This window comes from uncultured Campylobacter sp. (genome assembly GCF_938045625.1).
Taxonomy (GTDB): domain Bacteria; phylum Campylobacterota; class Campylobacteria; order Campylobacterales; family Campylobacteraceae; genus Campylobacter_A.
The window spans coordinates 40,149-63,712 of record NZ_CALIAV010000056.1 but is presented as its reverse complement, the minus strand read 5'-3'; the positions used below and the strand labels follow the sequence as shown (position 1 = coordinate 63,712).

The following is a 23,564-nucleotide window of genomic DNA, read 5'->3' as shown; positions in this document are numbered from 1 at the left end:
CAATATCATCATATATGATTAAATATTTTTCACTTTTATTTAGTTTTTCTATATAGTTTAGAAAATTCTTACTTTTTATGATAACAGGCTTAAGATCTATAGATTTTTTACAACATTCTCTTAAAAAATGCGATTTACCAACGCCCCCAAAGCCATAAACTGCCAATATTTGATTAGAAGAAGTTAAAAAATTATTGAAGTCTTTACTAAATTTATCATAATTAATTTTCTCTAGGCTTTTTTCTACTTTAACAAAATAGTTCTCATAATCAAAAGTAAGTGGCGTATATTCCATACAAGCTTGTAGAATGTCATATATTGATGATGCTATGCTGTCATCTGCTTTTGCTTTTCGAAGAATATCTTCTATACCCAAAATATCGTCATTATTGATACCATATTTGCTTAGTGTTTCTTCTTGAAAATTTGATTTTTTTAATATGTAAAAAAATTTTAATTTATACTCTTTTTTATCATTACTTCTAAATTTCTCAACAGTATCTTTGAGTTTTTTATTATCTAGATTGCTTGTTACTTGAATAACTATTTTGTTTGTGTCATCATATAAGTCTATTGCTGGGTAGTTTTTTGTGTATTCATTTGCATTCTTTAGTTTCCAGTTAAAAGTCGCATTTAAAATTTTTGCAAAGACATCCTCGTAAATTTTATTTATATCGTATAGCGAAATGGAATTTAGATTTTCAATATTGTGTTGCAACTCATTAAAATATTTCACTATATCATATATTTTACTTTGCATAATTATCCTTTTATATATTCTAATTTTAAATGAGATTATACCATTTGTTTGCCAACTTAAGATTGCTGATTAGGCTTCATTACTCTAAAGGCATGTGTAATGTTTTATATATTTGAGTTTTTAGACTCTATATTTATGCCTAATTGACTTTTGACTGCAAAACAAGAGAATGAGGCAGTAAATTTTTATGAAAATCAAATAAGATTAATATAAATTTTTAGTTTTAACAACTATAATAGCGCGAAATTTTAAGGAAATTTATGCGTCAAATTTTAATTTTTCTGCTTCCGATTTGGCTCTTTGGGGCGAGCTGCGAGGAGGCGATGCAGCACAGCATAGATGAGTTTATAAAGCCTGATCGCGATGCTGCGGCTACAGCGATAGCGGGCGAAAAAGCCGCTCAAATTTGCCTAGCCGAGTACGGCGAGGAGAATGAAAGCACTATAATGGCGCTAAATAACGCAGGCGCGTTTTTTATGCTAGCAGGCGAGCCGCAAAAGGCGCTTGAGGCCTATGAGCGTTCGCTAAAAATTTTACAAAAAGGGCTCGGCAAAGAGCACAAAGCGCTAGCAAAGTCCTATCACGGCGTGGCTAGCGTGCAGTCAGCACTTGGGAGATACGATGAGGCGATAGCGAATTTCGGCATGGCGATCAGATGCTATGAGCTAGGCGGCGAGAATATGCAAAAAGATCTGATGAGCTGCTACGCGGGGCTAGGCGATACGCTCTATAAAACGGGCGACTTTAACGGCGCATACGTAAAACACGCCGTCGCGTTTAGGATTTGCGAAGAGGTTTTTGGCGCAGACGGCGTAAATTTGCTACGCGCGAAGTATTATGCGCTGATGGCGGGCGATCTGGTGGGGCTTGGCAATAAAAAAGAAGCGCTGCAAAACTACGAAAAAGCTCTTAAAATAGCAAATAAAATTTTAGAAAAAGGCGATGAGAAGCAGGCAAAACGCCTAAAAACAGAGTTGGAAGCAAAGATAAAAGAGCTGTAAATTTGGCGATTAGATCTTGAGGCGGGCTAAATTTGCCGCTCAAATTTGACTAAGTCGCGGCATTACTCGGCATTTAACCGCTTTGCCAAATTTGCCGCGCACGCAAACGCAAAATGCAGATTGTACCCGCCTAGCATCCCTGTTACGTTTAAAACCTCGCCGATAAAGTAAAGCCCGCAAGCGCCGTTGTAGCCGCAGTTTACGTCTAGTGTGTCCGTATCTACGCCGCCTTTTGTTACTTCAGCTCGCTCGAAGCCAAACGTACCCGCAGGCGCAAATTCGTACGCAAATAGCCGCGAGATTTTCGCCATTTCATCCGCCTTGTACTCGCCGTAAGGTTTGTCGCTAAGCCCCGCCGCGCGCAAAAACTCGAGCGTAAATCGCCTAGGTAGCGGCAGGACGGTGCTGAGCTGTTTTTTGCTTTTTTGCGCGGTTTCGATGCTAAAATTCGGGCAAAAATTTATCGCCATCAAGCCCTTTCGCCAAAAAAGCGAAGCATTTAGCACGGCCGGTCCGCTTATGCCTTTGTGAGTGAAAAGTATGTCACCTGCAAATTTGCGCGGCATTTTTGGCTCGCGGTTTGCGGCATTTTTGTTTGCGCAAGCTACGCTAATCTGGGCCGGAAAGCAAACTCCGCTTAAATTTTTAAACCAAAACTCGTCTTTTTGCACGGTAAATCCTACGAGTGCGGGCGCGGGCGGGATGACGCAGATACCAAAGCCCTGCGCTATTTCGTAGCCGATATCGCTGGCGCCTAGGCTTTTGTAGCTTAGTCCACCGCTAGCTACGACGAGATTTTTAGCGTAAAATTTATCTCCGTTTTCGGCTAGCACTTCAAAAATTTCGTTTAAATTTTGCTCGCAGCGATCAAATTTCATCTCAAAATCCGTCAAATTTTCATCGCGATTTTGCGCGGGAGAAATGTCTAAAATTTGGCCGTTTTCATCGGTCAAAATTTTTCTAGCGCTTTTCACGCAAACGCCGCAAAGTATTTGCGCTCTGCTTTGTCTAGCGCGCCTTAAAAGCACGCCCAAAACGTCTTTGGCGCCGCTTTCGCAGAAAAATTGGTTTTGTTTTTGCTCGTTAAATTTTAGCTCGCCGAAAAAATTTAAAACGTCTTTGAAGTCTAGGTTTTTTAGGATATTTTTGACGAAATTTGCGTCACCGAGGTAGTTTGATGCGTCTATGCGGCGGTTTGTGACGTTACACCTGCCGCCGCCGCTAGCTAGGATTTTCTTGCCGGGAGTTGCGTTTTTTTCGAGTATGGTGACGCTTTTACCGCGTAAATTCGCCGCCAAAAATAGCCCCGCCGCGCCCGCTCCGATTATCAAAACGTCGTAAATTTTGCAAATTTTAGACATCATAAAACCTTAAAATTTACGCGCGGCAAAGCTGGCTAAAATCAAAGGCTGTTTTTCAGCGCTAGGAATTTTTGCTCTTGCGCTTCGTCTAGTTTCATTTTTTCGTTGCGATTTACGAAAAGCTTAAAGATCACGTTGTGATCCGCGTCGTAAAAGTGCAGGCTGTGTCCGAGAAAACCCATAAATTTAGTGCTTACTAAGCCGATGCTTGCGATTGATTCTTCTTTTAGGTGGCCGCCCAAAAAGCCGCTTTTATCGGTGAAATTTAAAAATCCTCTCGCCTTTTTAGGCATAGGCACGCTCACTTTGATCTCGATGATAAACTCGGGCGTATTTTTGATGAAAAGCATCTCGCCCCAAGTGCTGACTTCTTCAAAAATTTTCATCAAATTTTCTGCGCCGACTTCCTTAAATTCGTCATCGCCGCGGTACTGCAAGATTTCGTATTCGCGTACGTTTAGCTGTTTAGCCGCATCGTAAACGGACATCTTTTTGTCCTGGAAAAGCTCGTCGATTTGTTTTTTTAGATCGCTCATTTTTTGTCCTTTTTTGAGATTAGATTTTGATAATAGTATTTAAAAATAGCTAAAAATCGGCTAAATTTACATGACAGGCGTCGTTGCGTTATCAAATGGCGCACGAGCCGAAATTTCGGCGTTTTGCTCGGGACGGACTCGGTAAATTTTACCGTCCGCAAAGCTCTCTAAACGCCTAAAATTTGCTTTATCTCGGCCTCGTTAGTGAGCTTGGAGTTGTATTTTACGACGAGATTTTGCACGTTTTTGTAGCACTCTACGACGCCTTTTTGCTTTTCGATCTCGGCTAGATCAGCGTCCGTGTTAGACGGCAGATAGATATTTTTAAAGATATTTGGATTATCTAGCCATTTTAGCGCGATCAGCCACACGACGCAAAGCACCGTCACGACGGCGGAAAGCGCGCTAAGGCCGTAAAATTTAAGCAAAGTGCCGCCGCCGATACCGCCGATAAAGCTTCCCATGTAGCCAAATGCGTTAAAGATACCTAAAACCGCACCTTTTTGGCTCACTTTACTAAATTTGGACGCCATTGATTGCAAGATCGGTTCGTGCAGGTTAAAGCCGATAAAAAATATAATCACGCCCGCGTAAAATAGCGGTTTGTGTCCGAGCGAGAGCGCGAAAAGTCCGTAGCAAACGACGAAAAGCGATACGCCGATGACTAAAATTTGCTTTGTTATGCGCTTTGTTTCGCCGATCGCGCCGCCGATACCCATCGCGATAAAGCCAAACACCGTCGCAACCGAGTAGATGCCGCTGAGGTCCTTTTTGTCCATGCCAAAATACTTCACGATGGCGATCGGAATCACGATAAAGGCCGCCGACATCAGCATTTTTTGCATGAAGTTGCTGATGTTCATGAGTAGTAAATTTCTGTTTGAGAGCAGCTTCACGGCCGGCATTTTGGCCTGCGAATGCGTAAATTTAGGCTCCTCGCCAACAGCTGTGTATAAAAGCACGATACAAACGACCGTAACCGCGATCGAGAGGTAAAAGAGGCTTGAAAGGCCGTATTTGGCGCTAAGTATCGGCGAAAGTATCATAGAAAGCGTAAAGCTAATGCCGATAAACGCGCCCATCATCGCCATCGCGTGTCCGCGCACTTCTTCTTTAGTCATATCGCTCATCAGCGCGATCGCCACGGCTCCTATCGCGCCCGCACCCTGGATAAATCTACCAAAAATCATCGTATAGATATCAGTTGCCACTGCGCAGATCGCAGCTCCCGCGATGAAAACTAGCAGTCCAATCAGCATCGAGTTTTTGCGCCCGAAGCGGTCGGAGACGTAGCCAAAAACTACCTGAAACGTGATCTGCGACATCGCGTAAACACCGATGAGAACGCCGACTAGAAACTCGGTCGCCCCCTCAAGCTCGAGCGCATAGACGCTGATAACGGGCAAAATGATAAATAGTCCAAAAAACCTGCTGCCGATGATAAAAGATAATGGTAATGCGCTTTTTACTATCATAAATTTTCCTTTTAAAGGAGTGATTTTACCCGAATTTTGATAATACGTAAATTAAAGCCGAATTTGATAAAATGCGCGGGATAAAAATAGCGTAGCGAAGTATTTTTGGATTATTTTTACGGTTGCGTAGATGAAATTTTGCGTAGGCTAGGCACGTAGCCTGCCGAGCGAAATTTTAGCAAGCTACGTAAAAAGAACCAAAAAGACAAGCTAGAAAAAGGAAAAATTTTGAAAATAGCTTTAGCAACATCCAACTCCGACAAAGTACGCGAAATAAAAGATTTTTTAAAAGATTACGAAATTTACGCACTGCGCGAAATTTGCGAACCCTTTGAGATCGTCGAGGACGGCGCGACATTTGCCGCAAACGCGCTAATCAAAGCTCGCGCGGTGCATGCTAAACTGCGCGAGCTAAATTTGGCGGACGAGTTTATCGCTCTAAGCGATGATAGCGGCATCAGCGTGGAGGCTCTTGGCGGCAGGCCTGGGATTTACTCCGCGAGATTTAGCGATATGAACGAGCAGGGGCAGATAACGGGCAAAAGCGCGACCGATGCTAGTAACCGCGCAAAGCTGATAGCCGAGCTAAATGCGCTAAATTTAACTAGTTCGCCCGCGTTTTACACCGCTTGTATCGCGGTTAGCTCAAAGCTTGGCGACTTTACGGCGCACGGCTTTATGCACGGTACGGCGATTTGCCAGGAGCGCGGCAGCAACGGCTTTGGCTACGATAGTCTTTTTATCCCCAAAGGCTTTACGCGTACGCTTGGCGAGCTAGACGATGAAGTAAAGCTAAAAATCTCGCACCGCTCAAAGGGACTGGAGCTTATAAAATACGTGCTAAAGAGCCTTGAGGGGAAATTTAGCCGCTAAGCTCGGAGCGCAAAAAAGAAAGTAAATTTGCGGGACAAAAACCTGGCTAAATTTGCCGTCCCTTAACGCTAGCGCGGTATAATCGCGCAAATTTAAAATTTGAGACGAAGATGAATCTGGTTTTATTCGACTTTGACGGGACGATCACGCGCGACGACTCGCTGCTCGAGTTTATCGCCTACGTCGTAGGATTTAAGAAATTTTTTAGGGGGATTTTTTGGCTTTCGCCCGTTTTGATCGGCTATAAGCTAAAAATTTGCAGCAACAACTACGCTCGCAGGCGGCTGATGACGTACTTTTTTGCTGGCATGAGCGCGGATAAATTCGCTCAAATTTGCAAAAAATACTCAAACACGCACATCGAAGATATCGTGAAATTTTCTGCGATGGCAAAGATCGCCGAGTATAAGGCAAACGGCGACAAAGTCGTGATCGTGACGGCGTCGCTCGAGGACTGGCTAGCTCCGTGGTGCAGGGCGCAGGGGCTGGAGCTAATAGGCACTCGTATCAAGAAAAAGGGCGGCGTGATAACGGGCGAGATCGACGGCGCCAACTGCTACGGCGCGGAGAAGGTGCGCCGCGTGCGCGAGGCGTACGACACGGACGCCTTTGAGCGCGTGATCGCATACGGCGACAGCAGGGGTGATAAGGAGATGCTGGAGTTTGCCGACGAGGCGCATTATAGGGTGTTTGAGTGAAAAAAAGGAAAAGCCAAGACAAAAAAAGAGATCTTGGCTTTTAGCGGCTAAAATGTTGACAGGTAGTTGAACAGCTCAAAGAACTTGTCTTTGGTTTTTTCGTCTATTTTGATTTTGCCTTGCTCGACTTCATTTTTAAATTTGCTTGACATATCGCTTGATTTTTCATTCATTTCAAATTCATTTCTTAGCTCGTCACTAAAAAAATCTTCTATTTCTTTAAAATTTGGATACTTTTCTTTAAATTGTTCATTGTTTGGTATGGCTATAAATTTATCGTCATTTAACTGCATCATAGCTTGTCCCGCCCTGTCGCCATCTACTAAAAGTAGCGCTCTGCCGTCTTTTGCCATTCTGGCTAGCATTTTTAGTTCATTTGCTATATTTTCTTGAGTAGGCGTAGCAACTGTATTTCTACTATTTTTAGTTTTATTATCCACCTTGCCAAGTCCGCTTATCGGTAAAAACAGTAACTTCTCCTCGCTGTTTCGCTCTTTTTCGTACAAAAAATTCATAGCCGTTAGGTAGTTATAGTCTGTTATTCCCTCCACAAATATAAGCTTATCATTATATCCCACCAGACTAAGATATCCTGTGCCGAGACTTCTTTTTATTTCAGCTAAGGTGTCAGCTTCGTGATCTGGTATGATATAAAAATCATTTATGATCGTGGAGCCTTTTTTATCGGATTTTACTATCCTTATCTCGTCAAGATGGCGAATATCTAAAATATGATTTGAGTGAGTAGAAACGATAAAGGTTATACCGCGTTTTTGTCCAAATTCTTTTAAAAATTTACGAATATCCTTTTGGGCCGGTATGCTTAGATGATTTTCCACTTCGTCTATCAGGATTATATCGCCATATCCTACTTTGTCTTGGTATAAAAAGTTAAAAAATAGATTAAAGAATTTTTTAAATCCGACACTTTGCTCGCTTAGACTTATCGGTTCGCCGTTTTTGGTTATGCTTAATGAAATATTTTCAGCCTCTAATATCACCTCGAATTCATAAATTTCATTATTGGCGGTTTTATAATATAGCTCATTAAATCTTTTATTCACGGTACCTTTTATGGATTTGTTTATATCTTTTTCGGCTTTTTTATAAAAACTAGCAGTTTCTTTTTCTTTAGATTTTTCATAGGAGGTTTGTACTCTGGCTATTTCTACATTGGTGGCCTTAAATAGTGCTTGAAAAAAACGACTATTTGCTATGCTGCTGGGCTTTGTTTGCAAGTCTAAATTTCTAATTTCTTTTTCAAGGTAGAAAAATATATTATTAGGCATTTTCTCATTATATTTTTTGGTTTCATTTATGGTTATAAAGCTAGGTAGTGTGATTTTTCTATTTTCGTATTTCAAATTTTCGACATATTTTTTAACTCCTCGCATATTTTATATATAGATGTATAATGTATCTTAAGTTCTTCAATATTGCCTGCCAAAAAAGCTGCCTTTACATCATTTTCAAATTTGTAAAGTGTTGTTCTGCTTTTTACTATATTTCTATCCCCCACTATGTTATAGCTATTATCCTTATACCACATGACTAGTTTTTCTATATTATCAAAATACGTTTTTGCATCATTTGTGTCCAATAAAGCTTTGTTGTTATCAGAAGTTACGCTAAATTTTAAAATGCCATCTTTATTTGAGTTTTTACACGTTTTCGATTCATCTTTTTGACTGTACTTTGGCGCTTTTGTATTGTTTGTATTTTCTATTGCGACATCGTTGTCTGCTTTGGTTGCTTTAGTAAAATATTCGATACTTATCTTTTCTGCAGTGTCAAAGAAATTTGGCTCATCGCCTTTATTTATAACTCCGCTTTGCAAGGTATATATAGCAGAAAGCACATTGCTTTTACCGACGTTGTTTTCGCCCAAAAGGACTATTAGCCCGCCGTCTTGCGGTATTTTTAGCTCCGCAGGCGCATCTATGCCTATATTTCTGTAGTTTGAGATACTGATTTTACGCATTTTTTTCTCCTTTGATATTTAGCTTAAACCCGAGCGCATTATAAAACTGTTTTAACGCTTCAAGTTTTTTATCTTCATCGTCGCTTAACTCTTTTTTTCTAGACCTATTATTTGATGTTATTATTTTTTCGCACTCGAGCAAATAACCCAAAATTGGGTCGAAAATATCGACCTGAGTTAACTTTTCTATGAAATTTACCTTCACTTCGTTATCCTTTTTTAGCAAATTTGTGATTTGTTGTTTTTTATCTTCGTTGCTTTGATTTTCTGGCATCGATATGTTGTTTAAGATAAACGATATGGCATCCATTTTGTTGATGTCGTTTTGGCAGACGTAGTCGAAAAATCTCAAAATTTTAGAGTCAAATTTATCTCTTTGTCCGATTTCGTATAGTTCTATAAATTTATAAGCCGTAGGACGGGAAATTTTTAAAAGCTCCGCTAAATCTACTAGCCGCAAATCTATCCCTTTTAATCGCTCTCTTAGTAGCTGTTTTTTTACCATATGTCGCCTCTTTAATTTTTTAAAATCATAGCTTATTTTATGTGAAATGTCAATATATAATTTACATATTATGTAAACTAGGTACTACTTAAAATTTAAAACTTTAATGATATACGAGCTGAAAATACAGTAGTTGGGTCTATTTTTGTTGGTGGGTATTTCAAGGAACTGGAGCTGACATTACAAGACGATGCTTGTTTTAATTAAAAACAAAAAACAAGTAGTTTGCCCAAAGCGTTTCTAGTCACTTTTTGAAACACTGGGCAGGTACGGATTAAACGGCGTTCGTAAAGCCTTAAAAGAGTAAACAAAGCGGTAAATTTTCGCCTAAATTTTGAAATTTTATCGCCCAAAAATCAATTTTCCTGTGCGCAAATTTGGTTGCTATTGCCTGTCCGTGATTGTCATAGATTTGTAAAAACTGCACCCAAATTTACCAGCAACCGCAAACGCCTAACCTCAAATTTAGACCATTTTCAGCACTTCGACTATCTCGCCCTTTGCGATAAATTCGGTCTCTTTTGGGATGATTAAAAGCGCGGCGTCATTTGTGAGATTATTTACGATCGCCGAGCTACCCACCTTCTTGCCGTCTAAATTTACGTAAATTTTGCCGCCCAGATTGACCAAATTTACCGCCGTAAACTCCAAAAACGGCGAGCGCTTTTTGTAGTCCTCGTCCATGATCGCCGTGATTTTAGGCTCGCTAGCGCCAAACCACGCATTTAGCAGCACGCGCACGTAGAGCACGCACATCACCATCGCCGAGTATGGGAAGCCTGGTAGTGCAAAAATGTATTTTTCTCCAGCTTTTGCGACCTTGATGTGGCGGCCCGGTTTGATCGCGGCGCCGTCTATGATAATGTCGAAATTTTCGCCCAGCGCGCCTTTTACGAAGTCGTAGTCGCCCATGCTGATGCCGCCCGTGGTTACGAGCACGTCGGCTGATTTTAGCGCGCGGACGATGGCGTCTTTTACGAGTTCGGCGCGGTCGCGAACTATCTCGCACAGCACGGGTTCGCCGCCCATTTTGCGCACCATGGCTGCGATGCCTACGTGGTTTGAGCTGTGGATTTGCGCGGCGTTTTCTAGCGGCTCTCCGAGGTCTTTTATCTCGCTTCCCGTCGCTAGCACCGCAACGCGCGGCCGCACGAATACGCTAACGTTAAAGATCCCAAGCTCGGCTAGCAGCGCAGTCTCGGCGTAGCCTATCGTCGCGCCTTTTTTGATTAGGATTTCGCCTTTTTTGTAGCTTTCGCCCACTTCTCGCACGGCAAAGCCCTTTGCGACGGGCTTTTTGATCACTACCTTGTCGCCCGAGACCTCGACGTTTTCGACCGGGATTAGCGTATCTGTGCCTTCGCTCATCAGCGAGCCGGTGAATGTTTTGACGCATTTTGTGCCCTCGACCTTTAGCCCCTTATCGCTGCCTGCGGGCAGGTCGGTGATGAGCTCAAGCTCGCTCAAATCCTCTCTCCACGCAAACGCGTAGCCGTCCATAGCGGAGACGGGCTGGGCCGGGTAGTTGTCCTGTGCCGCGATATCTACGGCGATACGGCGATCAAGTGCTTGCGTGAGCGTGACCTTTTCTACGCGGTCCCACGGAGCGAGCGTAGAGCGTAAAATTTCAAGAGAGGATTCGTAACTCATAAATTCTTTCATTTTTTGTCCTTTTTGATTCCCCATAAATGACGTATTTCAAGCTTTAAATTTTAAATCCGCTTCGGTTACGGACGACGAGTCCGCGCCCTCACGGGTTAAAATTTTAAAGTTAAACTACGCCTATTCTGTCTGGAATATTTCTGCCGATTTTACTAAATTTAATCGTAAATTATGCTAATAAAGCATAGAAGTTAAAAAATGTGCCAAATTTAAATTTGCAAGTAAGAGCCGAGGCAAAGCCGCTCCCGCCTAAAAAACGTAAATTTAAAAAAGCCGAAAATATTAGCCAAACGCGCTTACTCAGGTAAATTTTAAAATTTGGCCGAAATTTAAAGCTCGCGATTAATCTCCCGTCAAATTTTATTAATTTTTTATTTTAACATCAGTAAAATACAGCCTAAGAAATCGGGTCGATTTTACCTTTTCAAAGGACACTCCATGAATTTTTCAAATTCAAAATGGTTTATCGTTTCAGGTGCGGCGCTTGGCGTTCTTGGCGCACTGCTCGTGTATTTTGGCAACCCCGGCAACATGGGTGTTTGCGCAGCTTGCTTTTTGCGAGATACGGTGGGGGCGCTCGGCTTTCACCGCGCAGGAGTCGTGCAGTACGTGCGCCCGGAGATCATCGGGCTCATTTTAGGTGGTTTTTTAGCCAGCGTGCTTTGGACGAAGGAGTTTAGCGCGACCACGGGCTCTTCGCCTTTCGTGCGCTTTTTTCTCGGATTTTTCGCGATGATCGGCTGCCTCGTGTTTTTGGGCTGCCCGTGGAGAGCGTTTTTGCGTCTTGGCGGCGGCGATATGACGGCGATTGCGGGAGTCGTCGGTATTTTTGCGGGCGTGTGCGCGGGCGTATTTTTCAAAAAGCTCGGCTACGGGCTGACGAGTGAGACTAAAACCCAGACCGCGATAGGCGTTTTGCCGACGGTTATGGGTATTTTGCTGCTTGCGGCGCTTGCTTTAGGGCTGAAGCTTGGCGAAAACGGCGCGCTTTTTACCTCCGCAAAGGGCCCTGGCTCCATGCACGCTCCTATCCTGATCTCGCTTGGTTTTAGCGTCGTCGTGGGCGCGCTAATGCATAAAAGCAAATTTTGCAGCGTCGGGGCTTTTGGTAGGCTTTTTAAAAAGGATTTCTCGATGTTTACGGGCATTATCAGTATCGTCGTTTTTGCCAGCATCGTAAATTTAGCGCTCGGGCAGTATAAATTTGGCTTTGAAGGCCAGCCTATCGCACACAACGACATGGTTTGGAACTTCCTTAGCATGATGCTAGCTGGGCTTTGCTTTAGCCTGAGCGAAGGCTGTCCGGGTAAGCATCTCGTGCAAATGGGCGCGGGCAATCTAAGCTCGGTAATCTTTGTCATCGGTATGGCGGCGGGTGCGGCCGTAGCGCATAACTTCTTGCTTGCCAGCTCGCCAAGCGCCGTAACGGCGGCGGCTCCGCGGGCGGTGGCGATAGGGTTTGTTTTTGCGGTTTATGTGGGATTTTTTCACAAAAAAGTTGCTTGATTCCCCATAAACGACGGATTTCAAGCTTTAAAATTTTAAACCCGTTTCGGTTACGTATTTCATATACGCGCCCTCACGGGTTAAAATTTTAAGGCTAAACTACGCCTATTATGTCTTGAATATTTGCCTTGCATCTTACTAAATTTGTAAATTTGACATTTTCGCGGCGCGGGTCTCGGTGAGTAAGAGATTATGAAAAAAGAGTTTAAATTTGCCAAATTTGATGGCGGTTAAGAGTAAAAAGCAGGCTAAAACATATCCTAGCCTGCAAGAAATAAATCTTTTATCTAAAAAGCAGTCAAATTCGCTCGGCGCGTATATCAAGGCCGAGTCAAGTAAATTCAGCCTAAAAGTCCGGCCCCTTTTATCGCCTGGCTGCGCTCTTTTGCGTAGATGCGCTCGCCTCCTATGACGTCGTATTTCCAGATCGGAGCGTTAGCTTTAAAGTCCTCGACGAACTCGTTTATCAGCCGCAAGGCGACCTTTCTTTGAGGGCTTACCACGCCTGCGACGTAGGAGCTCTCGTGTACCGGAACGTCGCCTCGCGAATGCGCAAAAAGCACGTATGCGCCCAGATCCTTCGCCTTTTGCTCCCAGCCCGCTAGCCATTTGCGCAGGATCGGCTCGTAGATATCAAAGCTAAGCGCGCTTATGCCGCCTTCCTCGCGCACAATGCCCGTAAACGTGATGAGCGCGCCGCAGTTTTTGTCTTTAAACTCGTCGTACCAGGCATTCGTGATCGCCTTGGCGTCGAGGCTTCCTTCAAAAATCTGCATATTAACCTCCGCAAACCGGCGGTAAAATGGAAATTTTATCCCCGTCTTTTAGCGGCGCGTCAAGAGAGCTTGCGATCTCGTCGTTTACGGCGACGGCGCAGATTTTTAGCCACTCTTTAAGCTGCGCGTATTCGCCTAGTTTTTCTTTTACTTCGCTTAAATTTGCCGCTTCTAGCTTTAAATTTTCCATTTTGATTGGGCCCAAAAACTCGATTTCTACCATAAATTCGCCTTTGAAATTAAATTTTTTTCTTGATTTTACCTAAAAAAATATTTAGATATACTTACGCCAAATTTTAAACGAAAGAGCCGTAATGAACGAAATATTAAGCAAAATAAAAACGCCCGCCTACGTCTGCGAAGAGGCCAAGGTGCGCAAAAATCTAGAAATTTTAAAACGCGTCAAGGATGAAAGCGGCGCGAAGGTGCTAGTCGCCCTAAAAGGTTTTGCATTTAGCGGCGTGATGGGGCTTGTCGGCGAGTATCTAGACGGCGCGACATGCAGTGGCCTACACGAGGCTAAATTTGCCGCAAAATACGCTCGCGGCGAGATACATACCTATTCGCCTGCATTTAAAGACGAGGACATAGATGAGGTGCTAGCGCTCTCAAAACACGTAGTTTTTAACTCCTTTGCGCAGTGGGCTAAATTTAAAGAAAAAGCCCTATCTGCAGGCGTTACCTGTGGGCTTCGCGTAAATCCGGAGCTATCCGTCGCACCGACCGACGCGTATAACCCGTGCGGTCGCTACAGCCGCCTAGGTATCACTCGCGCAAATTTCGACGCTGACGCGCTTGATGGCATCACGGGACTGCATTTTCACGCGCTTTGCGAAGAGAGCGCGCAGAGCCTGGAGACCGTGCTGATGGCGTTTGAGGAGAAATTCGGCGAGTTTATCCCGCGTATGAAGTGGGTAAATTTTGGCGGCGGACATCACGTAACCAAAGAAGGCTACGATGTGGATCTGCTCATAAATTTGATCAAAAATTTCCGCGAAAAATACGGCGTTGAGGTCTATATCGAGCCCGGCGAAGCGGTTGGCTGGCAGACGGGATTTTTGGCCGCTTCGGTGCTTGATTTCGTACAAAACGAAAAAACCATAGCCATCCTGGACGTCTCGGCCGAAGCGCATATGCCAGATACTGTGCTGATGCCGTACCGACCGGCTGTGCGAGGCGAGAGCAGGGGCGGTAAATTTAGCTACCGTTTCGGCGGAAATACCTGTCTAGCCGGCGACATCGTAGGGCTTGACGCGGGCGAGCCCGAGTATAAATTTGACACGCCGCTAAGCGTGGGCGACAAGGTGATATTTGAGGATCAGATCCACTACACGATCGTGAAAAACACGACCTTTAACGGCATAAAGCTGCCTGATTTGCTGCTTTTAAAAGAAAACGGCGAGCTTGTAACCGTGCGGGAATTTGGCTTTGAAGAGTATGAGAGGCGAAACTAAATTTGCCTCCTGAAACTGCGCCCTTTAGGGTGTAATTTTGACATTTTAGGGCGCCGTTTGTGGCTGTAAATTTAAATCAAATTTTACGCCAGGTTTTTGCCTGACATGCGCGTGCGCTAAACCCGTAGCTTTTCGGATTTAAATTTTGAAATTTAGTTTATCACCCGTAAAATTTGCCGCAAATTTAATCTCAAACGAAGTTAAATTTAAGATAAATAAAATCTAGCTTATATAAATGAATTAGTAGAGCGGATTATAAATTTGACCCCTATTTTGATAAAAAAGCGCCGCAACCGCCTAAAAATGCGTTGTTTTGACGCTAAGCTTGCATTGCGCTATTTTTTGATATAATTTCACGAAAATCCGCAAAATTTAGCCTTTGGCTGGATGCCGACCACAACAAGCTTTTTGAGACGGAAAACAAAACCAAAGGGAGATAGCATGACGAGAATTTTTAGTTTGCTTTCGGTTTTCGCCTGTTGGGCCTTCGCTATCGAGGCAAGTCCTAGCACCAACCAGTATCAGAGCAATATCTGGGCTGCTGGTAGAATCGAAAACATCAAGCCTTACGAAGACGGTTTGGGACCGATTTTTACTTTTATTCAGGGTAACGACTACTTTGCTATAGCCGTTTTGTCGCTGATTTTAGCCGTGATTGGGGCATTTGCTTTGCATTTTTTGATTATCGGGCCAAAGCATTTTAGCCACGACGGGAACAAAGTCTATGCATTTAGCGTAATAGAGCGCGTCGCTCACGGGCTAGCCGCGATCTCGTGGATAGTGCTGGTACCGACCGGTATCATCATGATGTGGGGCGCGGAGCTTGGCGGCGGGGCTTTCGTGAGATTTTGCAAAAATATTCACGGGTTAGCCACTATTATATTTGCGGTATCCGTACTGCCGATGCTGATAGCTTGGACGAAAAGAATGCTACCGACGATCTACGACATCAGATGGATGCTGATCGTAGGCGGGTATCTTTCAAAAGTTAAGCGACCGGTACCTGCGGGTAAATTTAACGCCGGTCAAAAAGCATGGTACTGGGTTGCTATCCCCGGCGGTATCGTGATGATACTAACCGGTGCCGCGATGTTCTTCTTGGATTTTAAAACGCCTGACGTCGCTACTTGGCTAGGCGTACCGCAAATCGAAGTTTTAAGAGCTTCTGCGCTAGTTCATAACGTTCTCGGTATAGTTTGCGCCGTGTTTTTCCTGGTGCATATATACATGGCTGCTATCGCGATACACGGCGCTATCTGGTCGATGGTAACGGGATATAAAGAAGAAGAAGAGGTTTATGTGCTTCACCATTACTGGTATCAGGAACTCATCTCTAAAAACAAAATCCCCGTATCTGAATACGAAAAAACTTACGCGAAATTAAAATAATAAAAAAGGAGAAGTTTTTCTCCTTTTTTATTTTAAAGCCTAGGCTGAAATCCGCCTTTTTATACGAAATTTAAAATCTTTTAGATAAAATTCCCCTCAGACTTCAGGTTGAAGAGTAATAAATTTAAGGAAAAATCATGCAAATCGATTGTAGAAATTTGGCTTGCCCTGAGCCCGTTATCAGGACTAAAAATGCGCTTGAGAGCCTAAAAGTCGGCGAAAAGCTTGAGATTTTAGTAAATTCAATCGCTCCAAAAGAAAACATTAGCCGCTTTTTGAAAAACCAAAACGTCGAATTTAGCGTTGAACAAAACGGCGCCGAGACGAAAATTACCGCCGTTAAGGGCGAATCAAAGCTTGAGTTAGCAAATTTTGACGAATTCGTCTGCGAGATCACGCCAAAGGCTAAAAAAACAGCCCTTTATCTAAATGAAGAGCGCGCCGGTAGCGGCGATGTAGGCGTTAATTTGCTGGCTAAATTTTTAGGCGCGCTTTTGCAGGTAGAAAATAAACCAGAATACGTAATCTGCGTAAATAATGCCGTTAAAATGACTACAAACCGCGCGCATGCGAGCTTTAAACCGCTTAAGGATTTAGAGGCTGCGGGCGTTAAAATTTTAAGCTGCGGCAGCTGCCTAGAGGCGTATAAACTCGTCGGCGATCTAAGCGTCGGAGAGATATCAAATGCCTACGAAATCATGCAAATTTTAACTACGCACGAGCAAATCAAGCTATGATTTACAACGACAAACGTCTCACGAAATTCGTTAAAGCGGCGGGTTGAGCGGCCAAGCTTGACCCGTCGGGTCTACACAAAACTATCGGCGATTTAAATTTAGCTCACCCGAATTTGCTCTCAAACATCGGCACAAACGAGGATGCGAGCGTCTTTAAGATCACGGACGATATCGCGCTCGTGCAGACGCTAGACTTTATCACGCCGGTGGCGGACGATCCGTTTATATTCGGTCAGATTGCGGCTGCAAACAGTCTAAGCGACGTGTTTGCGATGGGCGGTAAGGTGCTAAACGCGCTAAATATCGTCGGTTTTGATAGCTGTAATCTAAGCGGCGAAATTTTGGGCGAAATTTTACGCGGTGGGCAGGACAAAGTCGCCGAATGCGGCGGCGTGATCGTCGGCGGACACACGATAGAGACGCAGCAGATGTATTATGGACTCAGCGTCACGGGCGTCGTTTCGCCAAGCTCTTTTTGGTCAAACAACACTGCGCGAGAGGGCGACGCGTTCATACTCACAAAGCCGCTGGGAACGGGCATTTTAAGCACGGCGATCAAGGCCGATCTGCTAAATTTAACCCAAATCGAGCAGGCCGTCGAGACGATGCGGCAGCTAAATTTCTATGCCGTGGACGCGCTAAAAGATATCAAAGTAACGGCGGCGACCGACATTACGGGATTTGGCTTTTTGGGGCATTTAAGCGAAATGCTAAACGACAAAATCAGCTTTGAAATTTACGCGGATAGCGTGCCCGTGATAGCTGCTGCGCGCGAGTTTGCCGATATGGGCATCATCCCCGAGGGCAGCTACAAAAACCGCGAATTTGCGAGTAAATTCGTTGGTGGCGAGGCAGATATATTGCTCTACGATGCGCAAACTTCGGGTGGGTTGCTGCTAGCGGTACCGCAAAGCGAGGCAAATTTGGCTCTATCTCGCTTAAAAGAGGCGGGTTACGAGAGCTCGGCGATCGTAGGCATAGCTAAAAAGCGTGGCGAATACGGTATAAATTTACGGTAATCAAGCTTTAAATTTTAACGCGCAAATTTAATCAAATTTGACGGGTTTAAATTCGGTCAAATTTTGAAATATCAAGTTTAAAACGGCAAGCCCGCCAAATTTATTTATATAAATTGACAAAGCCCCCGAGTTTATAAATTTAGTCAAATTTGAACCGTCTAAAATACAAAAAAGCTAAAATCCTTAAAAATGAAATTTAACTAAAATAAAAAATTATAGCAAAATAAAACAGCAAATTTATGCGTAATCCCGTGTTCAAATATCCGTAAATTTAGCTATTTGTTCGCAAACCAAATCCGTTAAATTTCTAAAATATTTACCCAAATTTTAGAGTAATCTGCAATGTATTATCAAAAATATTCCGTATTTTAGGCGAAAATATAAAATAATTAAATTAAAATGACAATCTAATCTTAATGATACAAAGGAGATAAAAATGGAATTTTTATCGTTTCTCTTTTTAGCTATAGCCGTTTTTATAGCTTGGAAAAAGCCTAAAAAAGAGGGCTTAGCGTTTGGCGCATTTGCCGTGGGGACGGCGATTTGCTTTATTATGTTTTTCATCGCCAGCTGGACGCCCTTGCTACCTTACGCGGCGTACTAGGAGGGCTAGATGAGTTTTTTAACGAGAAAAATTTCGACTTCGTCATGGCCACCGCGGTTTTGCTCGTGCTTGCTATCCCCGTCGGTATCGCAAACATCTATCTTGGCTACGTCATCGGCGAGGGGCCTTGCACGCTTTGCTGGTGGGAGCGTATCGGCATGGTCGTGGTCGGCGTCGCTGGTATCTTGATACTGCGCTACGGACTAAAGGCACGCTACATAGCCGCCGTGCTTTTTGGCGCAGCATACGGCATTTTTATGACGCTAAGGCATGCTAGCTTTAGTTTATATAGAGATGTTGGCATGGGCTTTGGCGGCGATATATTTGGCGCTCACACATATACGTGGGGCATTTTGGTCTACTGGGTCGTGGTCGTAGCGATGGGACTTATGATGCTTTTTGCCAAAGACAAGGTCGTATCTGAGGACATCTCGCGCTCGGACACTAGGATAAAGCCGCTTAGCGCGTACTCTAAATTTGTGATCGCTTTAAGCCTATTTGTCATCCTATCAAATGCCGTTCAAGCGCTCATCTCAGCAGGCATCCCTCCGTATAGTGGCAAGGGCGATCCTGAGCGTATCAGCCTAAATAATACTTGGACCTCAGGCGTTTGGAAAAGGTTTGAAAAGCCGTTTTCATTTGTCGGCGCAAACGTCGTTGAGGATCCGTTTATAGCGGGCGAGCCTAAAGATATAAGCGTCAAATTTAACTCTGATCCAAGCGCTGGCGCGTTTGTTGACGTAAAGCCTGCGCTTAGCGTGAAAAACAGCTTCCCGCTTCCTTTTGAGACAAAGGGATTTTCGGCAAAGGCGTAACGAGCGGACTTGCGTATAACGCTAAAAACGATACTTTTGGCATCTCAAACACTGAAGGCGGAGTTTATTTTACGGATGCGAATTTTAAAGAGATCGCTCACGCTATCATCGACAAGCCAAACGGCCAAAATATCAAAAAAGCCGTCGCATCGACCTTTGTCGGTGACATGCTGGTGACTACGGGCTTTAACAAAACAACCTTCGCCGTTAAACCTGCCCAAAAAGTGGACGCGTATCACGAGTGGAGATATTTAGAGAGAGTAGCGGCGGACTCGAGTCTGCGTGGAAATTTGAAACGATAAGAGCGAAAAAGCAATACGTCCTAACGCTCGCAAAAGACCCGCAAAGCACATATCTGTATATGATCACGGTGCCAAACGAGCGCGCCAAGAACTTTATCCTCATAAAAGTCGATAGCAAGGATAAAATGCTAAGCGGCGAAACTATCGTGACATCAGCCATTGCACTAAAAGATAAGCACGATCTAAAAGACTACTACGTCACGGCTGGCGATATCGTGGGCGGTAAATTTTTAGCCTACTCTAAAAATTATAACACCTTGCTCGTGATCGACCTTGCGGACGCAAAGATAACTGACGCCTATTCGATGCCTCAAATCGGCGATATATCTGGACTAGCGATAAAGGGCGGCAGTATCTACGCTCTAGCTCATAAAGATGGCAAAGTAAACGTCGTAGAGCTAAATAACCCTTTGGCTCAGTAAATTTAGCCCAAAATAACAAATTCGTCCGCACAAAGCGGGCGAATTTGGATTGTTTACATTTAAAGTCGGCCTTTTTTGCTGGCTACTAAATTCCCTTTAATTTACCTAACCGCTCTATAATTTCAAGAAATTTAACAAAGGAGATATAATGAACTATCTTGAAATTTTAAAATTTCGTCACGCTTGCAAAATTTTTGACGAGAGCAAAAAGATAAGTGCTGGCGAATTTGACTTTATCCTAGAGGCTGGCAGACTAAGCCCAAGCTCGACTGGCCTTGAGCAGTGGGACTTTTTGGTTGTGCAAAACAAGGAGCTTAGAGAAAAGATAAAAGCCGTTTCGTGGAACCAAGTGCAAATCACTTCTTGCTCGCATTTGGTTGTCATCTTAGCAAAGATCAAAGAGGTAAAATTTGGTAGCAGCTATGTTGATAAAATGATCGCTAGACGTGCAGATAAAGATCCTGAGATGATCGCTGCGAGGCAGAAATTTTACAACGACTTTTTGCTATCAAATTTCAAAAACGATGATGAGCTAACTTTTCAGTGGTCGCACGAGCAGTGCATGATAGCTGCGACAAATATGATGAACGCAGCTGCAAGCCTTGGGATTGACAGCTGCCCGATCGAAGGCTTTGACAGACACGCTTTAAATGAAATTTTAGGGCTTGATGAGAGCGAGAAAAGAGTGGCTATCTTAGTGCCATTTGGCTACCGCCTAAATCCACAGCCTGAAAAATATCACCGCGAAATAAGCGACATCGTGAAGTGGATATATTAAAATTCGGTAGTTGCGTAAATTTGAAATTTGACGCGGTCGGCGCGAGTTAAATGCGTTTTTGGCGCTGGCCGAGTTAAATTTGAGTTTTGTCGCTCAAATTTTTGCAAATTTATTTGCTAAGGCGACAAATATGCAGTTGGAGCATGTACGACGCAGGCGACATGAAAACGCAAGCTACAGCCGGTCTGGCGAGTGGTCATATCTAGGTTGATCGCAATAGACGCTAGCGATCTAGACTGGATAATCGTTTGTGACAACTTGTTTTTTGTGGCATTTTATTTTAGGCGAGCGAGTATTTACTCGCGCTATACGATGAAAATCGGTATGGGCTAATTAATGTGAATCCGTATTTGTTTTGCAAACGGCTGACAAATCCGCAAAGTTCAAATTGCAAAAATTGACAACAGCTAAAATTTGCCAATACTCCAAGTTAGGTTAATTATCGCTCTGCCCGTTTAGCAGCTTATCCACGACGTAGACGGCAATCTTTTTAGCGCCGTTCATGCTGATGTGCATGCCGTCGTCCTTGCGCAGCGGCTTTTTGTCGGCGCCTTCTTTTAGATACTTGCCGTTATCGCAGATCGCGTCGCTGATATCGATGTAGCGCGCGCCGTATTTTTGCGCCGAGTCCTTGTAGATCAGGTTTAGCGCCTTCATTTTTTTGTCGAATTTCTCGCTCTTCATGCACGGCACTCCCAGCCACACGACCTGCGCGCCGTACTCTGTGGCGATCTCGTAGATCTCGGCGATCCTGCCTTTATACGCCTGCCTCCACGCATCGGTGCCAAAGTCCAGCGCCTGCTCGTCAAAGGTGTAGCTATAAGCATCGTTTGCGCCAAAAAGCGCGAAGATTAGCAGATTTCGCGGGCGATTTTCTAAGCCTGCTAGCGCCGCTTTTAGCTCCTCGCTCCAGTCGTAAAATTTCTTATTTGTTAGCCCCGTGCTTGCTTTTGCCATATTTTTGATTGAGATTTTGCTCGTTTTTAGCGCGTTTTCAAACCCCCAGCCAAAGCCTTGCATTATGGAGTCGCCTATCAAAATGACGCCTAAATTTTCATTTAGCTCGATATCAAAAGTTGCGGATTTGTTTGTTTTGTCTGGAGCGCTCGGCGTTAAATTTGAGGCTAGCGAGCCGTTTTTATCTAAATTTAAAGCGGTTTTAGCCGGTAATTGAGCGGTTTGCGCAGTTAAATTTGCCTCTTTTACCGTGCCGATACTAGGCGTTAAATTTTGCGTATTTTGAGCATTTAAATTTACGGGCTTGGTTTGCGAGGTGGTTAAATTTTGCTCCGTTTTAGCGCTAGTTGCGACCTGTTTTTTATCGCCCGAAAAAGTGCCAGTAAGTTTATCTATGGCCGATTTTGCGCTCTGCAAGCCATCCTCGGCCGCGCTTATAAATTTATCGCTCAGCGCCATCGCTCGTTCGTCCGTGATGAAAAAATCTTTTTGATATTTGGCTTCGTAGTAGTTTGACAGCGGTCGCAAAAATAGCGCAATCAGCGTAAAAAACGCGAGAAATAGCCCAAAAAACGCTCTCATTAAAATCCTTGATATATAAAGTTAGGCATACCTGACGGCATCAAAAAGTAAATAATTATCCCAAAAATCGCCAAAAAAACGGCTGAAAAAATAACGTTTATACTTGCAAAAAATTTGACCAAAATCGGATAAACGTCAAGCGCGGCGTATAAAAATACGAACACGAAAACGCCAGCAAATAGCGCGCAAATGGCAAGAAGTTCGCCGCCGGAGTTTCTAAAAATAGCCCCGATGTAGCGCACCGCCCCCTCAAAATCCATCGTGAAAAATACCCAAACCATGCTCACGAAAATAAACGTAAAATATCGTCCAAGCATAGCCGAATTTAGCCATTTGCGCTCGCTGGTTAAATTTAAAAACACGACGCCAAGGCCGTGGATGAGCCCCCAGAGCAAAAATCCCAGCCCCGCGCCGTGCCAGACACCCGAGATCGCAAAAACCAGTATCACGTTTAGCTGCGTCTGTGCTACCGTGCCGCGACTGCCACCGAGCGGAAAATAGACGCACTCTTTGAAAAAATTTATGAGGCTGATGTGCCAATTTTGCCAGAAAATTTTTAAATTTCGCGCCGTAAAAGGGCGGTTGAAGTTTTGCGGTAAAACAAAGCCGCACATGAGTCCTAGCGCCGTCACGAAGTCCACGTAGCCGCTAAAATCGGCGTAAAGCAGCACGCTGTAGCCAAAAAGCGCGCCAAGAAGCTGCGAAGCGGGTAGGGTAGGCGCGGCGAAAACGGGATTAACTATCTCGAAAAGATGGTTTGCGACGATGAGTTTTTTAAAAAGCGCAGAGCATAAAAGCGCGAATATGGCGGGGCTAGCACGAAAAACTTTGGGAGAGTTTAATGCATCAAAAAATGGCTTTGGCCGTAAAATCGGACCCGAAATAATCGCGGCAAAAAAGCTAAGAAAAATCAGCGTATCAAGGTAGCTAGGCGCCTCTAGCTCGCCCTCTCGCACGGCCTTTAGTAGCAAAATGCTCATAAATGAATAAAACGAAATGCCAAGCGGAAGTGCGATGGTTTCGAGTCTCATGACACCAAATTTGATCGTGAAATATCCGCCGTATTTAAAAAACGCAAGCGCGCAAAGCACGAAAATAACGCCGGCGGCAAACGAAAACGCAGAGTCCTTGTTCTCGCTCGCCCTTGCGAAAAGAAAAATCGCCGTGCTAAAGATAAAATTTATGATTAAAAACTTAAGCCCGAATGAGGCTAAAAACAGATAAGAAAAAGCGAGTAAAACGGCTTTTTGCAGGTGCGGGCGAGCGTTTAAAAAATAATAAATCGGCCAAAAAATAAAAAAGCACAAGCCAAATTCTATGGAAAAAAGATTCATATCCCTCCTAAATTTTTACGTAATTATATAAAAAAAT

24 protein-coding genes are annotated in these 23,564 nt (G+C 43.9%); 12 read left to right on the top strand and 12 right to left on the bottom strand.

Annotated elements, in window-relative coordinates:
- The coding region (locus Q0386_RS06040) for an SMEK domain-containing protein (RefSeq protein ID WP_299028512.1) at nucleotides 1-760 on the bottom strand (760 nt) is incomplete at its 3' end.
- A 260-nt stretch (nucleotides 761-1,020) separates the two neighbouring features.
- Here Q0386_RS06040 and Q0386_RS06035 point away from each other — a divergent pair.
- Complete coding sequence (locus tag Q0386_RS06035) at nucleotides 1,021-1,761, top strand: tetratricopeptide repeat protein (RefSeq protein WP_299028509.1); 741 nt, start codon at nucleotides 1,021-1,023, stop codon at nucleotides 1,759-1,761.
- 62 nt (nucleotides 1,762-1,823) lie between these two features.
- Here the strand turns inward: Q0386_RS06035 and Q0386_RS06030 are convergent, their stop codons facing one another.
- The 3 genes from Q0386_RS06030 to Q0386_RS06020 all read right to left on the bottom strand — a co-directional run bounded on the left by Q0386_RS06030 (nucleotide 1,824) and on the right by Q0386_RS06020 (nucleotide 5,130).
- Nucleotides 1,824-3,122, bottom strand: a complete 1,299-nt coding sequence (locus Q0386_RS06030) for an NAD(P)/FAD-dependent oxidoreductase (protein WP_299028506.1) — start codon at nucleotides 3,120-3,122, stop codon at nucleotides 1,824-1,826.
- A gap of 41 nt (nucleotides 3,123-3,163) precedes the next feature.
- Entirely contained in the window at nucleotides 3,164-3,658 is a 495-nt protein-coding gene (gene hutX, locus Q0386_RS06025; protein WP_299028503.1) for a heme utilization cystosolic carrier protein HutX, read from the bottom strand.
- 167 nt (nucleotides 3,659-3,825) lie between these two features.
- Nucleotides 3,826-5,130 (bottom strand): MFS transporter, encoded by a 1,305-nt coding sequence (locus Q0386_RS06020; protein WP_299028518.1) that lies wholly within the window; start codon nucleotides 5,128-5,130, stop codon nucleotides 3,826-3,828.
- A gap of 231 nt (nucleotides 5,131-5,361) precedes the next feature.
- Between Q0386_RS06020 and Q0386_RS06015 the strand changes: the two genes are divergently transcribed.
- Nucleotides 5,362-6,006, top strand: coding sequence for a non-canonical purine NTP pyrophosphatase (locus tag Q0386_RS06015; RefSeq protein WP_299028501.1), 645 nt, complete (start codon nucleotides 5,362-5,364; stop codon nucleotides 6,004-6,006).
- Nucleotides 6,007-6,116: 110 nt separating this feature from the next.
- Nucleotides 6,117-6,704, top strand: coding sequence for an HAD-IB family hydrolase (locus Q0386_RS06010; RefSeq protein WP_299028498.1), 588 nt, complete (start codon nucleotides 6,117-6,119; stop codon nucleotides 6,702-6,704).
- A gap of 47 nt (nucleotides 6,705-6,751) precedes the next feature.
- On the opposite strand, the gene Q0386_RS06005 is transcribed toward Q0386_RS06010, so the two are convergent.
- From Q0386_RS06005 to Q0386_RS05990, 4 genes are all read right to left on the bottom strand, one after another.
- Nucleotides 6,752-8,068, bottom strand: coding sequence for an ATP-dependent endonuclease (locus Q0386_RS06005; protein ID WP_299028495.1), 1,317 nt, complete (start codon nucleotides 8,066-8,068; stop codon nucleotides 6,752-6,754).
- Nucleotides 8,065-8,685: a hypothetical protein gene (locus tag Q0386_RS06000; RefSeq protein ID WP_299028492.1), complete on the bottom strand. Its 621-nt coding sequence runs from the start codon at nucleotides 8,683-8,685 to the stop codon at nucleotides 8,065-8,067. Before Q0386_RS06000 ends, Q0386_RS06005 begins: the two co-directional genes overlap by 4 nt.
- Complete coding sequence (locus Q0386_RS05995; protein ID WP_299028489.1) at nucleotides 8,678-9,190, bottom strand: hypothetical protein; 513 nt, start codon at nucleotides 9,188-9,190, stop codon at nucleotides 8,678-8,680. Before Q0386_RS05995 ends, Q0386_RS06000 begins: the two co-directional genes overlap by 8 nt.
- Nucleotides 9,191-9,655: 465 nt before the next feature.
- A complete protein-coding gene (locus tag Q0386_RS05990) occupies nucleotides 9,656-10,852 on the bottom strand; it encodes a molybdopterin molybdotransferase MoeA (protein WP_299028486.1) in 1,197 nt (398 codons plus the stop codon).
- Nucleotides 10,853-11,290: 438 nt separating this feature from the next.
- Between Q0386_RS05990 and yedE the strand changes: the two genes are divergently transcribed.
- Nucleotides 11,291-12,358: a YedE family putative selenium transporter gene (gene yedE / locus Q0386_RS05985; protein ID WP_299028483.1), complete on the top strand. Its 1,068-nt coding sequence runs from the start codon at nucleotides 11,291-11,293 to the stop codon at nucleotides 12,356-12,358.
- A 341-nt stretch (nucleotides 12,359-12,699) separates the two neighbouring features.
- Here yedE and Q0386_RS05980 read toward each other — a convergent pair whose 3' ends face one another.
- Together Q0386_RS05980 and Q0386_RS05975 are read right to left on the bottom strand one after the other, a co-directional pair.
- The gene (locus Q0386_RS05980) at nucleotides 12,700-13,134 is read right to left on the bottom strand and encodes a molybdenum cofactor biosynthesis protein MoaE (protein WP_122862512.1); all 435 of its coding nucleotides are present in this window, start codon (nucleotides 13,132-13,134) and stop codon (nucleotides 12,700-12,702) included.
- A 1-nt stretch (nucleotide 13,135) separates the two neighbouring features.
- Entirely contained in the window at nucleotides 13,136-13,357 is a 222-nt protein-coding gene (locus Q0386_RS05975) for a MoaD/ThiS family protein (RefSeq protein ID WP_297965473.1), read from the bottom strand.
- 91 nt (nucleotides 13,358-13,448) lie between these two features.
- Here Q0386_RS05975 and nspC point away from each other — a divergent pair, with 91 nt between their 5' ends.
- From nspC to Q0386_RS05935, 8 genes are all read left to right on the top strand, one after another.
- Nucleotides 13,449-14,588, top strand: coding sequence for a carboxynorspermidine decarboxylase (nspC, locus tag Q0386_RS05970; RefSeq protein ID WP_299028474.1), 1,140 nt, complete (start codon nucleotides 13,449-13,451; stop codon nucleotides 14,586-14,588).
- Nucleotides 14,589-15,029: 441 nt separating this feature from the next.
- Entirely contained in the window at nucleotides 15,030-15,977 is a 948-nt protein-coding gene (locus tag Q0386_RS05965; RefSeq protein WP_299028471.1) for a formate dehydrogenase subunit gamma, read from the top strand.
- A 137-nt stretch (nucleotides 15,978-16,114) separates the two neighbouring features.
- Nucleotides 16,115-16,714, top strand: coding sequence for a sulfurtransferase-like selenium metabolism protein YedF (gene yedF, locus Q0386_RS05960; protein WP_299028468.1), 600 nt, complete (start codon nucleotides 16,115-16,117; stop codon nucleotides 16,712-16,714).
- The gene (gene selD / locus Q0386_RS05955; protein WP_299028515.1) at nucleotides 16,714-17,733 is read left to right on the top strand and encodes a selenide, water dikinase SelD; all 1,020 of its coding nucleotides are present in this window, start codon (nucleotides 16,714-16,716) and stop codon (nucleotides 17,731-17,733) included. Before yedF ends, selD begins: the two co-directional genes overlap by 1 nt.
- A gap of 436 nt (nucleotides 17,734-18,169) precedes the next feature.
- Nucleotides 18,170-18,337 (top strand): hypothetical protein, encoded by a 168-nt coding sequence (locus Q0386_RS05950; protein WP_299028465.1) that lies wholly within the window; start codon nucleotides 18,170-18,172, stop codon nucleotides 18,335-18,337.
- Nucleotides 18,277-19,152 carry a disulfide bond formation protein B gene (locus tag Q0386_RS05945; RefSeq protein WP_299028462.1) on the top strand — a complete coding sequence of 292 codons (876 nt, stop codon included), beginning with the start codon at nucleotides 18,277-18,279 and terminating at the stop codon, nucleotides 19,150-19,152. Before Q0386_RS05950 ends, Q0386_RS05945 begins: the two co-directional genes overlap by 61 nt.
- A gap of 241 nt (nucleotides 19,153-19,393) precedes the next feature.
- Nucleotides 19,394-19,876, top strand: a complete 483-nt coding sequence (locus Q0386_RS05940) for a hypothetical protein (RefSeq protein ID WP_241091347.1) — start codon at nucleotides 19,394-19,396, stop codon at nucleotides 19,874-19,876.
- A 148-nt stretch (nucleotides 19,877-20,024) separates the two neighbouring features.
- Complete coding sequence (locus Q0386_RS05935; RefSeq protein WP_299028459.1) at nucleotides 20,025-20,654, top strand: NAD(P)H-dependent oxidoreductase; 630 nt, start codon at nucleotides 20,025-20,027, stop codon at nucleotides 20,652-20,654.
- A gap of 435 nt (nucleotides 20,655-21,089) precedes the next feature.
- Here Q0386_RS05935 and Q0386_RS05930 read toward each other — a convergent pair whose 3' ends face one another.
- Nucleotides 21,090-22,193: a DUF459 domain-containing protein gene (locus Q0386_RS05930; protein WP_299028456.1), complete on the bottom strand. Its 1,104-nt coding sequence runs from the start codon at nucleotides 22,191-22,193 to the stop codon at nucleotides 21,090-21,092.
- Nucleotides 22,193-23,527, bottom strand: coding sequence for an MBOAT family protein (locus tag Q0386_RS05925; protein ID WP_299028453.1), 1,335 nt, complete (start codon nucleotides 23,525-23,527; stop codon nucleotides 22,193-22,195). The genes Q0386_RS05930 and Q0386_RS05925 overlap by 1 nt, the downstream gene beginning before the upstream one ends.
- Nucleotides 23,528-23,564 lie beyond the last annotated feature (37 nt).